The sequence below is a fragment of the Streptomyces sp. C genome, from assembly GCF_000158895.1.
GTDB classification, from domain to species: Bacteria; Actinomycetota; Actinomycetes; order Streptomycetales; family Streptomycetaceae; genus Streptomyces; species Streptomyces racemochromogenes.
In genome coordinates this window covers 146,935-165,512 of the sequence record NZ_GG657751.1, presented here as the reverse complement: position 1 = coordinate 165,512, position 18,578 = coordinate 146,935, and the positions used below count along the sequence as shown (strand labels likewise).

General features: G+C 71.4%; 20 protein-coding genes. 10 read left to right on the top strand and 10 right to left on the bottom strand.

Annotated elements, in window-relative coordinates; all coding sequences use genetic code 11:
* Nucleotides 1–13: 13 nt before the first annotated feature.
* Nucleotides 14–871 carry a LysR family transcriptional regulator gene (locus SSNG_RS34030; protein ID WP_007268509.1) on the bottom strand — a complete coding sequence of 286 codons (858 nt, stop codon included), beginning with the start codon at nt 869–871 and terminating at the stop codon, nt 14–16.
* A gap of 105 nt (nt 872–976) precedes the next feature.
* On the opposite strand from SSNG_RS34030, the gene SSNG_RS34025 reads away from it, so the two are divergent.
* Nucleotides 977–1,702 (top strand): SDR family NAD(P)-dependent oxidoreductase, encoded by a 726-nt coding sequence (locus tag SSNG_RS34025; protein WP_007268508.1) that lies wholly within the window; start codon nt 977–979, stop codon nt 1,700–1,702.
* Between the two features lie 9 nt (nt 1,703–1,711).
* On the opposite strand, the gene SSNG_RS34020 is transcribed toward SSNG_RS34025, so the two are convergent.
* Entirely contained in the window at nt 1,712–1,987 is a 276-nt protein-coding gene (locus SSNG_RS34020) for a hypothetical protein (RefSeq protein WP_007268506.1), read from the bottom strand.
* Between SSNG_RS34020 and SSNG_RS34015 the strand changes: the two genes are divergently transcribed.
* The 3 genes from SSNG_RS34015 (at nt 1,981) to SSNG_RS34005 (ending at nt 3,931) form a co-directional block, all read left to right on the top strand.
* On the top strand, nt 1,981–2,304 hold the full coding sequence (locus tag SSNG_RS34015) for a DUF6000 family protein (protein WP_129593411.1): 324 nt from the start codon (nt 1,981–1,983) through the stop codon (nt 2,302–2,304). The two genes, SSNG_RS34020 and SSNG_RS34015, sit on opposite strands and share 7 nt — an antisense overlap.
* 397 nt (nt 2,305–2,701) lie before the next feature.
* Nucleotides 2,702–2,965, top strand: coding sequence for a hypothetical protein (locus tag SSNG_RS34010; protein WP_241695304.1), 264 nt, complete (start codon nt 2,702–2,704; stop codon nt 2,963–2,965).
* A gap of 210 nt (nt 2,966–3,175) precedes the next feature.
* Nucleotides 3,176–3,931 (top strand): hypothetical protein, encoded by a 756-nt coding sequence (locus tag SSNG_RS34005; protein WP_007268504.1) that lies wholly within the window; start codon nt 3,176–3,178, stop codon nt 3,929–3,931.
* A gap of 298 nt (nt 3,932–4,229) precedes the next feature.
* Here the strand turns inward: SSNG_RS34005 and SSNG_RS34000 are convergent, their stop codons facing one another.
* Together SSNG_RS34000 and SSNG_RS33995 are read right to left on the bottom strand one after the other, a co-directional pair.
* Entirely contained in the window at nt 4,230–4,805 is a 576-nt protein-coding gene (locus SSNG_RS34000) for a S1 RNA-binding domain-containing protein (RefSeq protein ID WP_042804615.1), read from the bottom strand.
* A 98-nt stretch (nt 4,806–4,903) separates the two neighbouring features.
* The gene (locus SSNG_RS33995; RefSeq protein ID WP_007268502.1) at nt 4,904–5,236 is read right to left on the bottom strand and encodes a hypothetical protein; all 333 of its coding nucleotides are present in this window, start codon (nt 5,234–5,236) and stop codon (nt 4,904–4,906) included.
* A 141-nt stretch (nt 5,237–5,377) separates the two neighbouring features.
* Here SSNG_RS33995 and SSNG_RS42660 point away from each other — a divergent pair, with 141 nt between their 5' ends.
* A complete protein-coding gene (locus SSNG_RS42660) occupies nt 5,378–5,830 on the top strand; it encodes a hypothetical protein (protein ID WP_165365077.1) in 453 nt (150 codons plus the stop codon).
* Nucleotides 5,831–6,380: 550 nt separating this feature from the next.
* Here SSNG_RS42660 and SSNG_RS38365 read toward each other — a convergent pair.
* From SSNG_RS38365 to SSNG_RS38360, 5 genes are all read right to left on the bottom strand, one after another.
* Nucleotides 6,381–7,664, bottom strand: a complete 1,284-nt coding sequence (locus tag SSNG_RS38365) for a ParB/RepB/Spo0J family partition protein (protein ID WP_007268500.1) — start codon at nt 7,662–7,664, stop codon at nt 6,381–6,383.
* Nucleotides 7,661–8,821 (bottom strand): ParA family protein, encoded by a 1,161-nt coding sequence (locus SSNG_RS33980; RefSeq protein WP_007268499.1) that lies wholly within the window; start codon nt 8,819–8,821, stop codon nt 7,661–7,663. The genes SSNG_RS38365 and SSNG_RS33980 overlap by 4 nt, the downstream gene beginning before the upstream one ends.
* A 226-nt stretch (nt 8,822–9,047) precedes the next feature.
* Nucleotides 9,048–9,572: an SGNH/GDSL hydrolase family protein gene (locus SSNG_RS33975; RefSeq protein ID WP_007268498.1), complete on the bottom strand. Its 525-nt coding sequence runs from the start codon at nt 9,570–9,572 to the stop codon at nt 9,048–9,050.
* A gap of 262 nt (nt 9,573–9,834) precedes the next feature.
* Nucleotides 9,835–10,062: a hypothetical protein gene (locus SSNG_RS33970; protein WP_042804614.1), complete on the bottom strand. Its 228-nt coding sequence runs from the start codon at nt 10,060–10,062 to the stop codon at nt 9,835–9,837.
* An 87-nt stretch (nt 10,063–10,149) separates the two neighbouring features.
* Nucleotides 10,150–11,244 carry a hypothetical protein gene (locus SSNG_RS38360; protein WP_050779987.1) on the bottom strand — a complete coding sequence of 365 codons (1,095 nt, stop codon included), beginning with the start codon at nt 11,242–11,244 and terminating at the stop codon, nt 10,150–10,152.
* Nucleotides 11,245–12,276: 1,032 nt separating this feature from the next.
* Between SSNG_RS38360 and SSNG_RS33960 the strand changes: the two genes are divergently transcribed.
* The 5 genes from SSNG_RS33960 to SSNG_RS33940 all read left to right on the top strand — a co-directional run bounded on the left by SSNG_RS33960 (nt 12,277) and on the right by SSNG_RS33940 (nt 17,808).
* Complete coding sequence (locus tag SSNG_RS33960; protein ID WP_007268495.1) at nt 12,277–12,987, top strand: hypothetical protein; 711 nt, start codon at nt 12,277–12,279, stop codon at nt 12,985–12,987.
* Between the two features lie 63 nt (nt 12,988–13,050).
* Nucleotides 13,051–13,470, top strand: a complete 420-nt coding sequence (locus SSNG_RS33955) for a hypothetical protein (protein WP_007268494.1) — start codon at nt 13,051–13,053, stop codon at nt 13,468–13,470.
* 1,035 nt (nt 13,471–14,505) lie between these two features.
* Nucleotides 14,506–15,549, top strand: a complete 1,044-nt coding sequence (locus tag SSNG_RS33950; protein ID WP_007268493.1) for a bifunctional DNA primase/polymerase — start codon at nt 14,506–14,508, stop codon at nt 15,547–15,549.
* Entirely contained in the window at nt 15,546–17,192 is a 1,647-nt protein-coding gene (locus tag SSNG_RS33945; protein ID WP_007268492.1) for a phage/plasmid primase, P4 family, read from the top strand. Before SSNG_RS33950 ends, SSNG_RS33945 begins: the two co-directional genes overlap by 4 nt.
* Nucleotides 17,193–17,421: 229 nt before the next feature.
* Nucleotides 17,422–17,808, top strand: coding sequence for a DUF6009 family protein (locus SSNG_RS33940; protein WP_042804613.1), 387 nt, complete (start codon nt 17,422–17,424; stop codon nt 17,806–17,808).
* A gap of 138 nt (nt 17,809–17,946) precedes the next feature.
* Here SSNG_RS33940 and SSNG_RS33935 read toward each other — a convergent pair whose 3' ends face one another.
* Nucleotides 17,947–18,546 (bottom strand): DinB family protein, encoded by a 600-nt coding sequence (locus SSNG_RS33935; RefSeq protein WP_007268490.1) that lies wholly within the window; start codon nt 18,544–18,546, stop codon nt 17,947–17,949.
* Nucleotides 18,547–18,578: the final 32 nt, after the last annotated feature.

Below are 18,578 nucleotides of genomic sequence, written 5' to 3'. Positions count from 1 at the left end.
CGCCGACCTCACGTCACGCCTTTGCCGTTGGCCAGAGGCGTGTCGCGGTGCGGACGAGGTCGGCGACGGCCTTGGACCTGCTGTGCGGGGGCCAGGCGATGACGGTCGTGACGGCCGGCGCGTCCGGCACCGGCACCGTCGCGTGGTCGCCGCGCAGGTGGTCCCGGAGGGACTCGGGAACCACCGCGCAGGCCCGCCCGAGCGCGATCAGCTGGAACAGCTGGGTGTGGTCGCGCACCTGCGGGCCAGGTCCGTCCGGATAGCCCCCGCCCCGTCGAGGCCAGCGTGGCAGGGGCAGGTCCGTCAGGGAGGTGACCTCGGCCATCGACATACGCTGTCGGTCGGCCGAGGGGTGCCCCGCGGGCAGGACCACGACTTGCTGTTCGGTGTGCAGGTCCTCGGTGTCGAGCCCGGCCGTCGTGTCGAAGGGCCGCTGGAGCAGAGCCACGTCGGCACGCCCGTCGCGCAGCAGCCCTTCCTGCTCGCCGGGCCCGCACAGCATCACCTCGACGGCGACCGCGCCGGGCTCGGCGGCATAGGCGGCCAGCAGCTTCGACAGCAGTTCGCCGGCCGCCCCGGCCTTCGTGGCCAGCACCACACCGGGTGCTGCGGCAGCTGCGCGGCGGGTGCGGCGCTCGGCGGCTTCGACGGCGTCGAGCGCGGCCCGGGCCTCCCGCAGGAGCACCGACCCGGCCTCGGTCAAGGCGACCGCGCGAGCGGTGCGGTGCAGCAGGACCACTCCGAGCCGCCGCTCCAGCTGCTGGATCGCCCGCGACAGCGGTGGTTGCGCCATGGCGAGCCGCTGCGCCGCCCGCCCGAAGTGCAACTCCTCCGCGACGGCGACGAAATACCGCAGCTCCCGCGTCTCCACCGCGTCATCGTATCCGGCGCTCACCTCGACCGATACCCGAGCGGTATCACCGCCCACCCGGTCGGTCTTGGACGTCCCACTCCAGTCCGCACGACGCTTGCTGACATGAGCGAACAGAAGATCGCGCTGGTGACCGGCGCGAACAAGGGAATCGGATACGAGATCGCGGCGGGCCTGGGCTGCCTCGGCTGGCGAATCGGCGTGGGCGCGCGGGATCGACAGCGCCGCGACACCGCGGTGGAGAAGCTGCGCGCTGCCGGGACGGACGCGTTCGGCGTTCCGCTCGACGTGGCGGACGACGCGAGTACGGCCGCCGCGGCCGAGCTGATCGCCGACCGCGCCGGCGGGCTCGACGTCCTGGTCAACAACGCCGCGATCACCGGCGGTATGCCGCAGACGCCCACCACGGTCGATCCCGCGACCGTACGAACCGTCGTGGAAACCAACGTGATCGGGGTCATCCGCGTCACCAACGCGATGCTCCCCATGCTGCGCGGCTCGGCATCGCCGCGGATCGTGAACATGTCCAGCAGCGTCGGCTCGCTCACCCTGCAGACCACGCCCGGCATCGGCATGGGCCCGGTTCCCGCCGCGTACCTGGCGTCCAAGACCTTCCTGAACGCCATCACCGTCCAATACGCCAAGGAACTGAGGGACACCGGCATCCTGGTCAACGCCGGCTGCCCGGGCTTCACCGCCACCGACCTCAACGGCTTCCAGGGCGTCCGCACTCCCCACCAGGGCGCGGCGATCGCGATCCACCTCGCGACCCTGCCCGACGAGGGACCTAGCGGCGGATTCTTCGACGACGCCGGGCCAGTGCCCTGGTGACTGACCGGGCTACTCCAGGGCCAGATAGCCAGGAGAGGGGTAGGCCAGCTCGGGGTGTTCCACGGTGTACCGGTGGCCGTGGACCGCCAGCATCGCCCAGTGCCACGACTCGTCGTGGAAGACCAGCCCCCGGTACGGATCCCCGGCGGGTTCGTACCGGTACCACTCCAGTGCGGCCTCCTCCGCCTCCTTCGGGGTCAGTCCCCCGTGGTGTTCCATCACCCAGGCGTAGCCACGGCGTTCGGCTTCCAGGCACTTCAGATACTCGGCTTCGCTCCATGTCACGACTCAACGTTGACATCGTCTCGGACGACCGACGCCCTGCGAGCATCGAAGACGCGGCCTTGTTCCGCGAGCGCATCGGCACCCTGCTCCTGGACAGCGAGGTCTGCTACGCGGGCAGCGGCTACTGCTTCGCCCTGGCGCGCTTCGGCACTGCGGAGGACGCCGGGATCCTCACGTTCACGCACCCCGACGGCCCCTGGGACCGCTGGGCCCAGGCCCGCGGCCCGGCCTACGCCCACCCAGCCGACGACCCGGCCGGCCCGCTTCGCTGGATCGGCCTGTGGTGCGACTTCGCCAACGGCTGGACACACCCATAAAGCGCTCACGCGCTCACGCACTCGCGAAGAGGGAGAAGCCGGCCCGCCGTCCCTACGACGGGCCGTAGCAGCGGAACGAAGCCGCCCGTGGGACCGGCGCCGAAAGCGGAGTGTTCCCCGCCGCGCAGCAGCGGCTCCGCGAGGCGGTCGGCGGCCCCGGACCGGAAGGGCCGAGCGCCTCGCCCGGTTCGAACAGCAGGCCGCGCCGCTGCTGACCCCGTCCCAGCCTCTGCTCGGTCAGCGGGTCGGAGATGATGGTGGGATGCTGGTCAGGGTAGAAGCGGTGCCACCACCCTCCTCGCAGATCGTCCGGGTCCACTCCACGCTGGGCACCGTTGCAGTGCTCTGGCAGGGGGCTCCTGAGGCGGTGGGACGGGAACACCACGTGGAGTGGACCGTGGACGAGGAGATCGTCTGGACGGTGAACGCCTGGCCGAATGCCTCTGCTGCTCCTGAACTCCGGGAAGACGGCGAGCACATCATCTTTCGGGGGCAGTTGAGCCTCTTCGAAGACGGAGGGGCCGCCCTGAACGTGGGCGGCACACCGATCCTCTTCGATCTCGCCGAACCATCGCCGCCGCCGGAGGGCTTCGCGGATGGAGCATGGGTGGAGGTCCGTGTGGCACGAGACCGCGTCAGTCTCTGGCCGTACGCGCCCTGACTGCCGTCGGATGGGGATGGTCGAACCTCTCAGCCCTGAGCCGGCAACGAGTGGACCAGGTCCCAGAGGGCACCAGCCTCTCGCCGGAGACCCTCACGACGACGAGCCTGCCGTCTTCGAAAGCGATGCGGGCCCCCTGCGGCCCTTGCGACAGGGCCCCCCAGTCACCGTACCTCCGGCACCGCGTTCGCCCGCCCGTAGGATCGGCGGATGAGCAGACGTCACCCCTCCCCCACCGTGTGCGTCGACGTACCCGACGGGCACGGCGTCATCGAAGTGACCGGCGACGCGGGTGGCAGTCTGCTGCTCCTCGTCGGTGACCCGGTGTTCCTGGAGGGCAACGACGGCTGCGGCAGTGTGGGTTGGCTGGCCGCCCGGGCGGGCGCGGGCGGGCCCGGGCTCGCCGAGGTCAAGTACCTCGGCGAGTGGCTCAGCGCCCCCGGCCTCGTGCCCGATCCGCGTACCGGGCGGGTCGAGCCGCCGGACCCCGAGTCCCTGCGGCCGCTGCTGTCGCTGCTCGCCCCCGGGCGGTACGTGATGAGGGCCGAAGTCGCTCCGCACCACCTGCGCGTGGTCCACCCGCGTGCCCTCAAGGTCCAGCACTGGTACCCCGACGAGGACTTGGCGCTGGTGACCACCGACACGTGGCCGCCCCGCGACCACCGGGCGGTGCGCGGCTACCGCGACCGCATCCGCGCCGGGGGCGACCTGCCGGCGCTGGTCGCACTGTTCCCCACCGCCGACAGCTGGGTCGGCTACCTCCTCGACGGGCACCACAAGCTCGCCGCGTACCAGCAGGCGGGGATCCCCCCGCTCGTCATCAGGCTGACCCCCCACGTACCGAGCCCCGTCCGGCGCGACGACGTCGACCGCGCCCGCGCGGCGTTTCTCTCCAGCGAGGCGACTCCGTACCAGGACGGAGCGCTGGGCAGGGTCTTCGCCTACATGCGGGCGGAATCCGTCTGACACTGCCGCCGGCGATCTTCCCCAGTTGCGGGCGAACCGGGCCGCGGGTGATCAGGACTGCCGGCGTGGCGTCGGGCGCAGGGCGGCGCGGCGGACGGCCTCTTCGTGTGGCCTCCCCGGCTGACGGCCGAGCCTCCCGCCGCCTGGGCGGACAAGGGCCCGGGACGCCGCCCCGGACTTTTGTCCGCGGACAAAAGTCCGCGCCCCACGGCGTACCCGCGCCCACCCAAGCCCGGGCAAGAGGCCCGACTTTTGTCCGCGGACAAAAGTCGGTCAGGGAATGGGGGTGTCTGCCCGGTCAGCCGGACCACGGTCGGTGCCCCAGCGCCCGTCGTCGGGAGAGGGCGAGCCGGCGGTGTTGCCGGTCCACTTCCGTGACGACGACCCGGAACTCGTCCCCAACCCCGACGATCTCCTCCGGGGCCTCGACCGGTGTCCAGGCGAGCTCCAGCAGGGGGACCAGCCCCTCGATGCCTTTGGCAACCTCGACGAAGACGCCGAAGGGAACCAGTTTGGTGACCCGGCCCGGCAGCGTTTGCCCGACGCTGGTGTCGTCGGCGAAGATCTGGAACGGGTCCGGCTGCGTGGCCTTCAGGGACAGCCGGGCCTCCCCGTTCCAGGTGTCGAACTGGAGGAACTCACACGTGACCCGCTGCCCCACCTGAACGATCTCCGTCGCCGCATCGAAGCGTTGCCAGGCCAGCTCGGCGTACGAGATGAACCCGACGCCCGGGTAGACGGGGTGGGCGGGGCCCTCGTCCAGGGCCACGAACACACCGAAGGATTCGATGGAGGCGACGCGGCCCGAGATCCGTTCGCCGATTTCGAGGGAGCTGAGGAACTCCCAGAGCCGCGGTGTCTCTGCGATGTCCATGGCCCGCCACCCTATGGCCCGTGTCACAGGCCTTGACGGCCGGGGGCACCCACAACGCCCTGCCGCCGACTTTTGTCCGCGGACAAAAGTCGGCGGGGTCATCCCTCGACGGCCGGGGCCTGGCCCGCGGCGGATACGGGTTCGGGTTCGGGTTCGGGTTCAGGTACGGGTTCGGGTACGGGTTCGGGTACGAACAGGCTCAGCCGGTACGTGGTCGGGTGGATCAGGCGCCCGCAGAAGGTGTCCCCGCGCACCGCCCTCCAGTCGATCTCCGGATCCGATTCTCGGAGTCGCCGGACGCGGTCCTGGAACTCCGAGGCGTCCTGGGTCTCGAAGAGCACGTCCCATCGGCCCGCGCCGGGTGCGAAGCGCGCGGCCGTCCGCTTCGCCTCGTCCTGACGCCTGCGCTTCCTCTTCCGTTGTCCCGGCATCGCCCCAGCATCCCCGGCTCCAGGCCGACGGAGCAAGGCTGCCGCCGGAAACGGAGCTGGCCGATTCGTACTCTTCCCGGTCCGGGCCTCAGGTGGTGAGCTGGTGACGTGTCGGGGATCATCGCGGCTGCCATCGCCGTCTTGGGGACTCTGCTCGGTGCCGTCATCGCGCACCGCTACCAGGAGAAGAGCACGGCCCGGGCAACGGCTCGTGCCGAGCGCGAGCGGAGCCACCAGCGCCTCCTCGACGCCTGCGCCGACTTCGCCGCCCTGGCCGAGGAGTACCGGCGGGCCCAGTACGACCGGTGGACCAGCCAGCAGGCGCCCCCCGGCTCCGAGACGGCCCTCGCCGCACGGGCGGAGTCGTACCGGCTCTACGTCGAGGTGCGCAGCAGCCTCTTCCGGCTCCGCCTCGTCGCCACGGAACCGCAGGCGCAGCGGCTCGCCGAGCACGCCGCAGAGATCCAGGTGAAGACCCGGGAGATCTTCTTCGCCTCGGACAGGGACGACATGCTCGCCCGGGGCGAGGTCGCGGAACACGCCTGCGAGGCCTTCGTGCTGCGCGCCCGAGAGGTACTCGCCGCCGACGACTGACCCCGACTTTTGTCCGCGGACAAAAGTCGCCGCCCTCTACGGAGGAAAGGGGCCGACTCGACGAAGCGAACCAGTCTCACCGAAGTTCGATCGCCGTCCGGCGGAGCTCGTCCGAGGATCAACGGAGTCAGGCGAAGGCGAGTCATCCCCCTATGAGCCCTCGCAACCGCTCCCCCGGCGCGCCCGGCGGCCGCCGCCTCCAGCAGGCACCAGCCGTCGACCTCCACCGCCCGCCGACGGCGCCGGGCTCGTGAAGGTTCAGGTCTGCACCCCAGGTGAAGCCCACGTCCCCGGAGCCCAGGGGCGCTCCACCCGGGACGTACCCGCCTGGGCCGTCGGCAAAGACAATGCGCAGCGGGCCGCCGGAGTCGGCTGGCTGGGGGAACAGAGTGAGGAGTTGACGGCAGTCCACGAACCTGCCGTCACGTTCTGCTCGCGGGCGTGGCGCACTGGCAGCGGGCGGAGGTGCTCGTGCCCTCGTGCTGACGCCGGCCCGACTTTTGTCCGCGGACAAAAGTCGGGCCGTCGTCAGCACGAGGGAGCGGGGCGGTCAGCGGCTGCCGGCCGTCCTGCCGTTGCTGTCGATGAGGAGCATGGTCAGCTCCGCGCGCTGCTTCGGCGGCATGTTCTGGCGGATCGCCTCGAAGACCGCCTGGGGGTCACCCCACGCGAGCGGGGCCGACGCCGTCTCCGTGCTCTTCCCCTGGACCGGGATCGCCATCTCCGGCTCGGCTTCCGATTCCGGGTCCGGCTCGGCTGAAGCGATGACCGGCTCCCGCGGGGGAGTGGGGCTCACCGCGAGCGGAGCCGGGGCTTCCACCACGGCTTCCACCACGGCTGCCGGCTGCGGCTCCGGGGCCCGACTTTTGTCCGCGGACAAAAGTCGGGCCTCCGGGGCGGTGTCCTCCGGAGCGGCCACGACGACCGAGGGACCCGGCTCGGCGGGCCCCCCCGCCGGGACCGGGGCCGGGACGGGGGTCGGGACGGGGGTCGGGACCGGGGCGGGGACCGGGGCCGGCGCCGCCACCGCCACCGGCTCGCGGGCCTCGCGGAGGATCTCCCGCTGGGCCGCCTTCGCCCGGGCCTCCTGCGCCTTGTTCTCCTGGAGCAGGTCCAGCAGGGAAGCCGCGTCCGCGCCCGGCCGGTCCTTCGCCGCGCGCGCCAGGAGGCGTCCGTCCCGCTCGGGCATGTCGCCGGAGCTCAGCATGGCCTGGATCTCCTCGGGGAGTTCCAGCAGCACCAGCTGGTTGGTGATCCACGACGGCGACTTCCCCAGCCGCTCCGCCGCCCGCGACTTCGCCCCGTGCTCCCGGCCCTGCTCCGCGCAGGTGTCGACGAGCTGCTGCACACCGCGGGCGCGCTCGATGACGTCGAAGTCCTCGCGTTCGAGGTTCTCCGCGAGGAGGTGGTCGATGAAGTCCGCGCGGGACACCGCCAGGTCGTCGCGCACGACGAAGTCCAGCGACTCCAGCCCCACGTGCACGGCGCTGCGGAAGCGGCGCTCGCCGTTGATGAGGACGTACGCGGCCGCCCCGATCCGCGACGCGTGGTCCGGCCACAGGCCGAGGTAGGCCTCGCGGCCGACGACGACACAGGCCGAGAGCTGCGCCTGCCGCAGCTCCTCGCCGAAGCGGGTCTTCTCCTCGTCCGTGCCGAAGTTGCGGCGCGGGTTGAGGGGCGTGGGGGAGACCTGGTCGAGGGGGACGCGGATCAGTTCGTACGCCGGTACGTCGCCCTGCGCGATGGCCTTGGCCCGCCCGCGCTCGCTGCGGCCGCCGGCGCGGCGGGCGTTGCTGAAGGCCGCGCCGGTGCCGAGGAGGTCGCTCTTGCTCATACCGCGATCCTCCGGGCGATCTCACGCATGGCCTCGGACTGCTCGCAGTCCGGCGCGTAGTGCAGCAGGGGCAGCTTGACGCGCACGGCCTCGCGCTGCTCCTTCAGGTCGGAGATGACGGTGATGACGGGCGGGTCCCCGAACTCCTTCCAGCTGTTGAGGGAGGAGGTGACGACGTAGCCCTTGCGGCTGTCGTAGAGGTTGACGACGAAACCGAGCTGCGCGATGTCGATGTCGAGGTCGTCGATGAGGTCCTCGAGCTGCTCGCTGAGCATGTCGTACGCGTCGGCGGAGGTGTCCTCGGCCTGGACGGGCACCACGAGGCCGGAGGTCTTCGGCGCCTCGCCGTCGCGGGTGCGGGCGTAGTAGAGGGCGGTGTCCATGGTGTAGCCGAGGCTGGGCGGGCAGTCGACGACGATGTAGTCGAACTCCTTCTCCAGCTCTTCGAGCGCCTTCTCCAGTGCCGTCTCCTTGGTGCGCACGTGGCGGGTGGTGGCCAGCCGGGCGTCGAGGAGGAAGGCGTCCTTGCAGGACGGGAGGAGGAAGAGGCGGCCGGCGAAGACGCCGTGCTCGATGGGTACGAGGAGGTCGCGGACCCGGCCCTCGATCTCGCCGAGCATGTGCTTGGCGAGGCTGGGCTCCTTGATGCCGAGCATCTCGGCACCGAGGTGGCGGGTGAGGTGGCCCTGGGGGTCGAAGTCGATGACGCAGACCCGTGCGCCCGTCTCGGCGAGGGCCTGGGAGAGGCCGTTGCTGATGGCGCTCTTGCCGACGCCGCCCTTCTGGTTGCAGACCACGACCCGGCGGGCGCCCTCGTTGGCCGGCCGGCGGCGGCCCATGGGGGAGGGGTGGGTGTCGAGCCAGAGGCGGATCGACTGGGCGACGCCCTGGTTGTACGGGATCTCCCGCGTACGGCAGTCGTCCTTGAACTCCCCGTACAGGCCGGTGGGGAGGTAGGTGGAGAAGGATGAGGAGCCGGAGGTGTCCACGGGGGTGGCGGCCGTTGCGTCGGCGCGCCAGGCGTGAATGCCCTCGGTGACGGCGTCCTGGATGTCCACGCCCAACTGGGCTGCGCGGACCTTGAGTTCCTGCCTCAGGGACGCGGGCAGCTTGGCAACTACCTTTTCCCTGACTTCCGGATCGTATGGGGCGGTCATGCGGGTACCTTACTAACCTTCTCGCGGGAAGGCGAAGAGGCACACCGAAATATGTTGCCCTGGTATAGGGCGGATTGCTGTCAAAGATCACCGGTTACCTTGGCCTGGAGGCCCGTTGCCGAGGGGGGCGGGCGACTGGCCGCCTTCGGCGCGGCCCGCTGCGGTCCGCGTCGATCGACGGTCACGCCTGCTCCGCCTGCCGTCCCTGACAACCCGGTTCAGGCCGTCAGGCGACCAGGCGCAGCCAGGCCGCCGCGAGTGCGGCGTGACCGGCCGGCGTCGGGTGTACGCCGTCCGCGGCCCAGTACTCCGGACGGGTCCTCGTACTGAGCTCGGCGAACATGCCGTCGGCGGCGATCAGGTGCGCGCCGTACCGGCGGGCGAGGCTGCGCACGGCCTGGATCTTCGGGTTCAGGTCGGTGCGCCACTGCTTCCGCTCCTCCTCCCCGATGCGCGCGGCACCGGCCTCGACGACGCCGCGGATCGGCAGGAGGAACGGCTCGATGAGGATGAGCTCGGTGCCCGCCTCGGCGAGCGGGGCGAGGAGCCGGTCGTAACCCGCTTCGAACTCCTCGACGGGGATGACCCGTCCCCTCAGCGCAGGGGAGCGCGTACCCAGCGGACAGGGTTGTCCCGGGAACCGGCCGGTAGACCCACACGTTGCGCCCGTCCAGGGACAGCGCGCAGCCCGGCCGGTGGCCGTGGGGCTGGTCGGATCGCGGCTCGAAGCTCGACGTCCACAGGGGTTCACCCGCCGCCTCCGTCACCTCTGCTCCGTCGAGGTGACGCCCACCGCCCCTGAGGGGCCTCCGAGGGGCATCGGCCTTCGCCAAAAAGCCCTGTGCGCCCCGCTGGCGGCCTGTGGCGGCCGAGGAGGTCGCGGGACACCGGGGGAGTTGGGATCGGCGCTCAGAGGGGCCGTTCTGTCGGTCGTTTTTTGTCCGTTGCGCCGGAAAACGGGCCGTGGCGCTGCATTGGCGGGTTCGTGCGCGTGCGGGCGAGGCGTCCGCCGGTCAGGCCGCCTCCGGGCGCTCGGGTGCCTTCCGCGTCTTCACCCCGCCGACGACGAGCGCCAGCCCCACGGCGAGGACACCGAGGTAGGCGGTGGAGGGAAGGTCGACGACCTTGTGCAGCCAGCCCCACTCCGTGCCGAAGAAGGTCTGCGAGGCGAAGCTGACGAGCCCCTGGGCCCCGATGACGTAGCCGATGCTTTCGATGGTGTATCCGATGGTTGTTCGCACAGACCAACCCTCTCGCGGCGATTCCGCGGGAGCGTCCTCCACAGGACCGAAACCCCAGTAGGCCGAAGGATGCAGTCGCACCGGAGGTCACGCCGGGATCGGCTGATCTCGATCCTCCCAGTCCGGCGCGAAGAAGCGGGCCCCGCTCACGACGGTGTCGCCCGCCCTGGTGGCCCGTACGTACATGTTGAGCTCCTCCGGCCCCGGGCCGCCGTCGCAGTGGACCGCCCAGTCCAGGCCGCGTTCCTCGCTGCTCCGGATCACCTCCGCGTCCACCTCGGAGACCGGCCGGCCGATCAGCCGGATGCCGTCCCAGTCGACCTGGGGCCCCGTACGCCCGTCCACGGTGACGGCCGCCAGGGTGGGAGGGCCTTCCGGGGACCAGTAGTGGGCGGTCAACCCGACCCCGTCGAACTGTTCCTCCCTCAGGTACCACTGCCCGGCCCCGCGTCCGGCCCACAGGTTCCATCCCCGGCGGGCGGCCGGCGCTTCGCCGCCCAGTGCGGCGGACACCTGGTTCACGGTCATCCCGAACCGGAGCGGTCCGACGCCTTCCAGCGCCGCCCAGGCCCAGTGGGGCCGCTCCTGCGGAGGCAGCGGCGGCGTCCCGGGGTTCGTCCTCGCCTCGCGGACGTCGTACCAACCGATCACCGGCGCGGTCGCGTACGGGTCCTCGGCCAGCTCGGGGCCGACCAGCAGGGCGTCCGTGATCACCCGGTCCTTACGCGTCCACTCCCCGGACCGAGACCCCCAGTCCTGCGCAGCTCCCATGGACAACCCCCAGGCTGCCACCTCCGGATCGCCGCTCCAGTTCGACCTCACCGAGACCCCCGCGCGCCGGGCGAGGCTGCGGAGGTCCGCGCGGACCTCGGAGGGAAGCCGGCCGATCAGCTCTACGTCCCCCAGCCGCACCAGCGGCCCGCACCACGGATCGACCGCCACCGCGGCCAGGCGCGGCCCGGTTTCGGGCCCGTGACCGTAGATCGCGGTCACGCCCACGTCGGGGTACCGCTGCCAGGACAGCCTGCCGCCCGACGTCTGGGACGGCGATACGTGCGCCCCGCTCAGGGCCGCCCGGACCTGCTCGGGGGTCATCCCGAAGCGCAACGGCCCCACCTCCACCAGGGGTTCGAGCAGCCACCGGGCCCGTTCCTCCAGCGGCTTCCTGGTCCACAAGCTCACAGGCGCGTCCCCCGTTCGTGATCCCGTCGGCCACCCTACGCGGCCCCTCTGACAACGCCGTCCGGGTTCTGGCCGGGGATCTTGCCGGTCGTCGGCCGCCCGTCGTCGATCCCAGGGGCCAGCCCCTGGACCCCGCCAGCGCCTGGCCGCGCTGGACCGGCCGCAGCATGGGGGGCTCCTCGCCCCCCAGACCCCCTCGCCAGGCGCTCCGGCGCCCTGGACCCGCTCCCCCTCGCGCCCTGCCCCGGCTCCCTGACGGTCGCCGGTGCACCCCTCGGGCGCTGGGCGCCCTCACTGGGCACGAGGGCACGGGCGGAACGGGGCCGATGCCGGACGTGGCCGGGGTGGGGAGACCTGGGCCGGTATGCCGACTGCGGGCACGAGGTGCTGAGGGTGTGTCGGCCGGGGCAAGAGGGGCGGAAAGGAGCTGGGGCGTGGGTGTGCGTGTCGGTGGGGGTGTCGGTGGGTGTCGGCGGGGGTGTCGGCGGGGGTGTCGGTCGGAGGGAGAGTCGGGAGTGACGGGCTCGCCCAGCCGAAGGGAAGGGTGTCGGCAAGGACCGGGGCGCTCGGGCGCCGTTCGGAGGGTTGCTCTTTTAGTAAGAGGCGGCGACGTTTGCGGGACTCTGACCTGCGGGTTTGCGCGAGGGTGTGTGTCCTGGAGGACACGTTCGGGGGCGCCGAGTGTGTACCCGGCGGGCACATTCGGCGGAAAACTCAAGCACAGGTTGATTTCTGACGGGCACCCGGCAGCCCGGCGGAGCCGCAGGTCAGGGCGCTGCGCCGAGGAGCCCGGACCGCCCACCGGTATGCGTGGTAGCTGCACGTACGTGCCGTCATCGCGGCAACCGAAATCAAGCAGGCGTGTACTTCCGGCGGCTACGGGCTCGAAAACTCCACCCCCCGTGTACTTTCGTCGCCGCGTTCGAACGGGGCGGTGCCCACAGGTCGCCTCCGGCGCGCCGCCACGTCAAAAGACAAGCACACGTTGATTTTCTGGATACTCTCGGACCGCCTGAGTAACGAGGAGGTCACGTGACATCTGATCCGCCCGCCCGTCGCCGGCGCGGGCCCCGGGCCGTTCCCGCACCCACCTCCGCGGGGAACGAAGCCGAGTACGGAGACATCCTGGCCGTCCTGGGCCAGCAGCTCGGGGAGAAGGTCGCCGAGGTCGCCGCGACGGCCGACCCCGGGGGCCGCCGACGGCTCAAGGGCGTGCACTTCGAGTACGCGACCGATCCGAAGGCCGTCCACGACATGGCCGGGGGCTCCGGCTACAGCCTGGCCAGCAACTGGTTCACCCAGCTGCTCGCGCAGCTCGCCGTCGCGAACAGCATCACCAAGTCACAGCTCTGCGTCTTCCTCTTCGTGGCCGGCGGCCAGGTACCGGGGACCGGCGTCACCCCGTACACGCAACAGGAGATCACCGACGGACTGAACAAGATCGCCGCTCAGAAGGGCGGCAAGATGATCACGCGTTCCACGGTCAACCGCGCCGTGCAGGCGCTGTGCGGCTACAACTGGGTGGAGAAGGCGGGCAGGGGCCGGATCCAGCTCAACGTACGCCTGTGGTTCCACGGCAACAGCACCGCGCAGCACGACGTACTCGCCGAGATCGCCGGCCGGCACGAGCACGACGTCGAGGCCTTCCCCTACTCTGTGGGCCCTCAGGGTGCCCATCAGGAGGAACTCGACCTCGACTTCGGGGCGGCGGCCGACTACCGCGGAAGGAAACGTACCGGGTGATAGTGCTGCCAGGCCCGTCCTCCACCAGGGACCACCGCCACCGCTCACGAGGAAGGCTCTCCCATGGCTAACGTCATGTCTCCGATCGTCGCGGAGCGCATCTGGGCCCTGCCGTTGTCAGGGTCCGCCGTCAAGTTCCTCCAGTACCTGGTCTCCCGCAGCGACTTCGGGGGAGCACTGGCGGTCCGGCAGAAGGACATGGCGGCCGAGTACGGGGTCACGCCCCAGGCCGTCAGCGGGCTCATGGCGCCGCTGTGCGAGCTGAACATCGTGCTGAGGCCCCGCAGCGAGGAGCGCAACGGCAACTCCTACCGGCTCCACCCGCTGGCGGCGAAGTACGAGAGCCACGAGAGCATGGAGGCGGCCTTCCGCGCGGCCCTCGTCCGCATCCAGGCCGGCGACCTGCCCAACCTGAAGCTGCCGACGTACCACCAGGCCCCACCCACCCCGACGACGGGCCGCCCGAAGCTCCAGGTGGCCTGAGCCAGGAACAAGACGAGGGGCCCTCCACATCGTGGAGGGCCCCTCGCGCCTGAGTAACTCGTCCCCCCACTATATCCGTCACGCCCCGGCAGGACGGCTGAACCGGGAAGCCCGCGACGCGAAGACCCCGAGAACGGCGGCTCCGGTTCGGTCCTGCCCCTGCGCCCGCGCCGGCTGACCGGCTTCGGTCCCTCGCCGGGTCCGGCCGTTACCCAGGGACCGAAACGGAGTCCGCCCACGACCGGCTCCCGAGTGGGCCCTGCTGGAAACCTGCCGAGACCTGCGTTTGGTCCCTGAGTCCCTCGGTCCCTCAGTCCCTTGACGTTTCCGCAGGTCAGAGCCCATCCTCCGTTGACCACAGGGACTGAAGGGACTGAGAATTCACTCTTCCAGCCTTTACGTGCGTGCGTGTATGCGCGGGCGTAAGCAGTACTGGTTCATATTCACGTCATAACTAGGAAATTGAGTCCCTTCGGTCCCTGTTCAGTCCCTCCAGCCGACAGGAGCAACCGGTTGACCTGCAGGTTTGTCAGTGACCGAAGCGACAGGGACGGAACAGGGACCGAAGGGCGTTCCGACCCTGTTCCAGGGGGAGCGGGGACAAGGGGGGAGGGGGCCTCAGGACTCCGCTCCCGCTTCAGTCCCTGGCCCAAGACTCGGCCATAACCGGCAAACCCTGGCAATCCGCCACGCAGGCCCGGAGGGTGGCCCCGGGCCGACCTCAAGCCGGCCTCCAGCCGTGCTCCGGCCGACCACCGGCCGACCACCCCGTCCGGAGGGACTCAAGGGACTGAGAATTCAAAACAGTCGCAGCAGCCTGCGCCGCTTCGGCGTGTCGCTGCGCTAGGCTCCGGCATTGTGAAAGTTTGGTCCCTTCAGTCCCTGCCGGGGCCGGGGCCAACGCCCGGACCAGCCCACACAGTCGAACCAAGCCCAGCCGCACCGCCAAGGAAGACACACGTGCCAGCCCACAGCGCAACGCCGCCACCAGCGGCAGCCGTCGGCACGGGCCCGGGGCACGGGCACGGCGTCGAGGTGGCGCTCTGGCTGGCGGCCAGGGGCATGCCCGTCCATCCCCTCGCCCCAGGGACCAAAACACCCGCCGGGAACTGCGCCGCCTGCCGGGAGCAGCAGCACGCCCCCGCCGACTGCCCCTGCACGGCGCGCGGACGGTGGTGCCACGGCTTCCACGCCGCGACGACGGACGCTGCCGTCATCAGGGACTGGTGGCGTCAGGAGCCGGGGTTCGGCGTCGCCGTCTCCTGCGGCCCGGCCGGCCTCGTCGTCATCGACGTCGACACCCACCCGGCCGAGCTGCCGGAGCGTGGGCGCCTGCTGCCCGGCATCCCGATCGACGACCGCGTCGACCTGACCGGCCTCCGCTCCGGCTACGACACCCTCGCCCTCCTGGCCGCCGTCCGCCGCCGGCCCGACCCCGCCCAGGACACCGCCACCCTGCGCGTACGCACCCCCAGCGGCGGCCTGCACATCTGGTACCGGGCCCCCCTGGGCGGCCCGGCCATCCGCTCCTCCACCGGCACCGGCAGCCGTACGGCCCTCGCCTGGCAGGTCGACGTCCGGGCCACCGGCGGCTACATCGTCGCGCCCGGTACGCGGACGGCCCACGGCACCTACGAAGCCCTGCCCGGCTCTCGGACCCCCGCGCCCCTGCCGCTGTGGCTGGGCGCCGAACTCGCCCGCACCGGCCACCACCCCGCCCTCCCCGAGCCGCAGCCGCAGCCGAGGCCGCAGGGGGCCGCACGGGCCCGGACCACCACGACCGCATCCGGGGCCGGCGCCGACGACGCCCACCGCATCCTCGGCCCCCTCCTCGCCGAAGTCCGGGACTGCGCCCACGCGCCCTCCGGCACCGCCTTCAGCGAGAAGCTCAACCGGGCGGCCTTCACCGCCGGCGGCCTCGCGGCCGGCGGCCACATCACGCTGCCCGAATGCGCCCGCCTCCTCGCCGAAGCCGCGGACGCGGCCCGCCCGGGCCGGGCGCGCCGCAACCGACTCGTCATCGACTCCGCGCTCCGCGCCGGCAGCCACCGCCCCATCCACCCCAAGGGACGTTCATGAGCAGCGCAGGAAGCACGGGCTTCGACGCGCACGCCGCCGCCGAGCAGCTCGCGGTCTTCGCGGCCGAGACGGGAGCCGGGACGCGAGCCGAGACCGCCGGAAACCCCGCAACCACGGCCGGGAACCCCGGATTCACGGCCGGGCACCCCGCAACCACCGCCGGGGGAGCCGAGACCGCCCAACTGCCCGCCCAGCAGGTCTCCACGCCCGCGACCACGCCGCCCCGCCCCGACGACTTCGTCCAGGCCGGCCTGCTCGTCAACCTCACCGACCGGGGCAACGCCAAGCTCTTCGCCCACCTCCACAACCACCGCTTCCGCCACGTCGAGGGCCTCGGCTGGTACGTGTGGGACGAGTACCGCTGGAAGCGCACCGGCGGCGAGAAGGCGGCCATCTGGGCCGCCGGCGACATGGCCGAGGAGATGCCGCTGCACGACCCGCGCGGCCACTTCACCGACCGCGAGCTGGCCCAGCACCGCAAGCGCGCCATGTCGACCTCCGGGGTCAAGGCCATGCTGTCCCAGGCCAAGGCCTCCCCGGAACTGGCCCTGGACCCCGACACCCTCGACGGCGACAAGTACGCCCTGTGCACCCCGGCCGGCGTGGTCGACCTGCGCACCGGCGAGCTCCGCAAGCCCGACCCGCTCAGGGACCTGCACTCGCGCGCGACCTACCTCGCGCCCGAGGCCAGCCCCACGCCCCGTTTCGCGCGCTTCCTGACGGAGACCTTCGGCGACGACGACAAGGGCAAGGAGATGATCACCTTCGTCCATCTCCTGCTCGGCTACTCCATCACCGGCGACGTCGGCGGCCAGGTCCTGCCGTTCCTCTACGGCATCGGTGCCAACGGCAAGTCCGCGCTCATGGACATCGTCATCAAGATCCTCGGCGACTACGCGGACGTCGCCCCGCCCGGCTTCCTGATGGAACGCGGCAAGTTCAACGAGCACTCGACCGAGCTCACCGAACTCCACGGCCGTCGCCTGTTCGTGTGCAGCGAGCTCAAGCCCCACGACAAGTTCGACGAGGCCCGCGTCAAGCTCCTCACCGGCGGCGACCGCCTCAAGGCCCGCCGCATGCGCCAGGACTACTTCAGCTTCGAGCCCACCCACAAGCTCTGGCTGCTCGGCAACCACCGTCCCGAAGTCGGCACCGGCGGACACGCGTTCTGGCGCCGCATCCGCCTCATCCCGTTCGACAAGGTCGTCCCCGACCACCGCAAGATCGACAACCTGGCGGAGGAACTCGTCAACCACGAGGGTCCCGGCATCCTCCACTGGATGATCCAGGGCGCCATGGCCTACCTGCGGACCAAGCCGTCCCTCACCGGCCCCACCGTCGTGCGCACCGCCACCCAGGCCTACGCCACCACCGAGGACCACATCGGCCGCTTCCTCGCCGAATGCTGCACCAGCGGCGACGGCGGTGAGGAGCCGCGGGACTTCAAGGTCGAACAGGGCGCGCTGTACCGCGCCTACAGCACCTGGTGCCAGGAGGGCGAGGGCCTGCGCCCCGCGACCACCCGCGCCTTCGCGACCCGCATCCGCGCCGAGGTCGGCATCTCCTCGCCCGGCGAGATGCTCCGCTCGAACGGCCAGAAGTTCTACCCCGGCCTCGCCCTGCTCGCGGACGAGTCCGGATGAGCCGGTACGAGGCGGGCGCGCGCGCCCGGCGAACGGGGCAGCCCGGGGGTGAACCGCCCGGGCCTACTGTCCGCCACCGCATCCGGCCACCTACCATGGACACGCAACGAATGAGCCGGCCACAGGACGCCGCCCCGCACACCGCGATAGCCCGTGCCCGGCGCCCGGTAGCGTGGTCACTCCGGACCGCGCAACAGGTACGTCGTCAGACCGAGAAGGGACCAAGGCCATGAGCTCGCTACTTCAAGCAAGCGATCTCACCCACGAGGACAAGGTGGTGTGGCTGGAAGACCCCGCACAGCTCGACTACGTACGCCAGGCCCTCGACAAGACCCCGCGCAGGCGCGGCAAGCCCCGCTACTACCGCGACGGCCGCATGGTCGGCTTCGCCGAACTCTGCGACAGCGCGGAGGCCGACCCCGACAGCGGGCTCCAGAAGCGACGCGTCTTCTACCTCCTCCCGCACGACCGCGATGCGGAACCGGACGGCCTGTACCGGGCCGGCGCCCCGGGCGAGGCGGTGGACCCCCGTACGGTCGAGCCGCGGCACGTCGGCATGAAGACGGAGCGCTCCCAGCGCGGAGCCGCGGGCGCAGCCACGCGCACCGTCGCCTGACGCGGCCCCGCCCGCCCATACGTACGGATTTCGAAAACTCGGTCCCTTCAGTCCCTGAGCCGCCTCGGCCTCCCGCTCTGACCTGCGGGAACGGGCAGGGACTGAAAGGGAACGGCAGGGTCCGGGCGGCTCAGCCGGTCAGCGTGAGCCGTGCCTGGCCTCGGCCTCCTTGGCCGAGGCCTCCAGGCGGTCGCGGTACTCCTGGTACCAGGACTCGTCACCGCCGTCCATGTTGCCGCTGTCCTTCCGCATGCCGACCGTGCCGTCGATCAGTTCGCGGACGATGTCGGCGTGGCCGGCGTGCCGGTTCGTCTCGGCCGTCATGTGCAGCATGACCCGCTGAAGCGTCACGTCCGCGTTCTCGCTCCACCACGCGACGCGGCCCATCGCGTCCAGCGGCAGCGCCTCGATCGTCGCGTCCGCGTGCGCCCAGGCGCGGTGGTAGAGGCCGAGGACGTCCTCGCGCGACTCGTCGGCGGTCGCCCACATGTCCGCGTTGGGCTCGGAGCCCTCCTCGTGCCAGGGCAGGGCCTCGCCGTGCGGGCGGCCGAAGGTCGGGCCGAAGTAGCCGAGCTCGACACTGGCGAGGTGCTTGACGAGGCCGAGGAGGTTGGTGCCGGTCGGCGTCAGGGGGCGGCGGACGTCGTACTCGGACAGTCCGTCCAGCTTCCAGACGATCGCTTCGCGGGCCGCCTTGAGGTAGCGGTGCAGATCGTCCTTGGGATCATTGGGCTTCATGGAGCCGAGTCTCGCACCACCGCCGGTCTCCC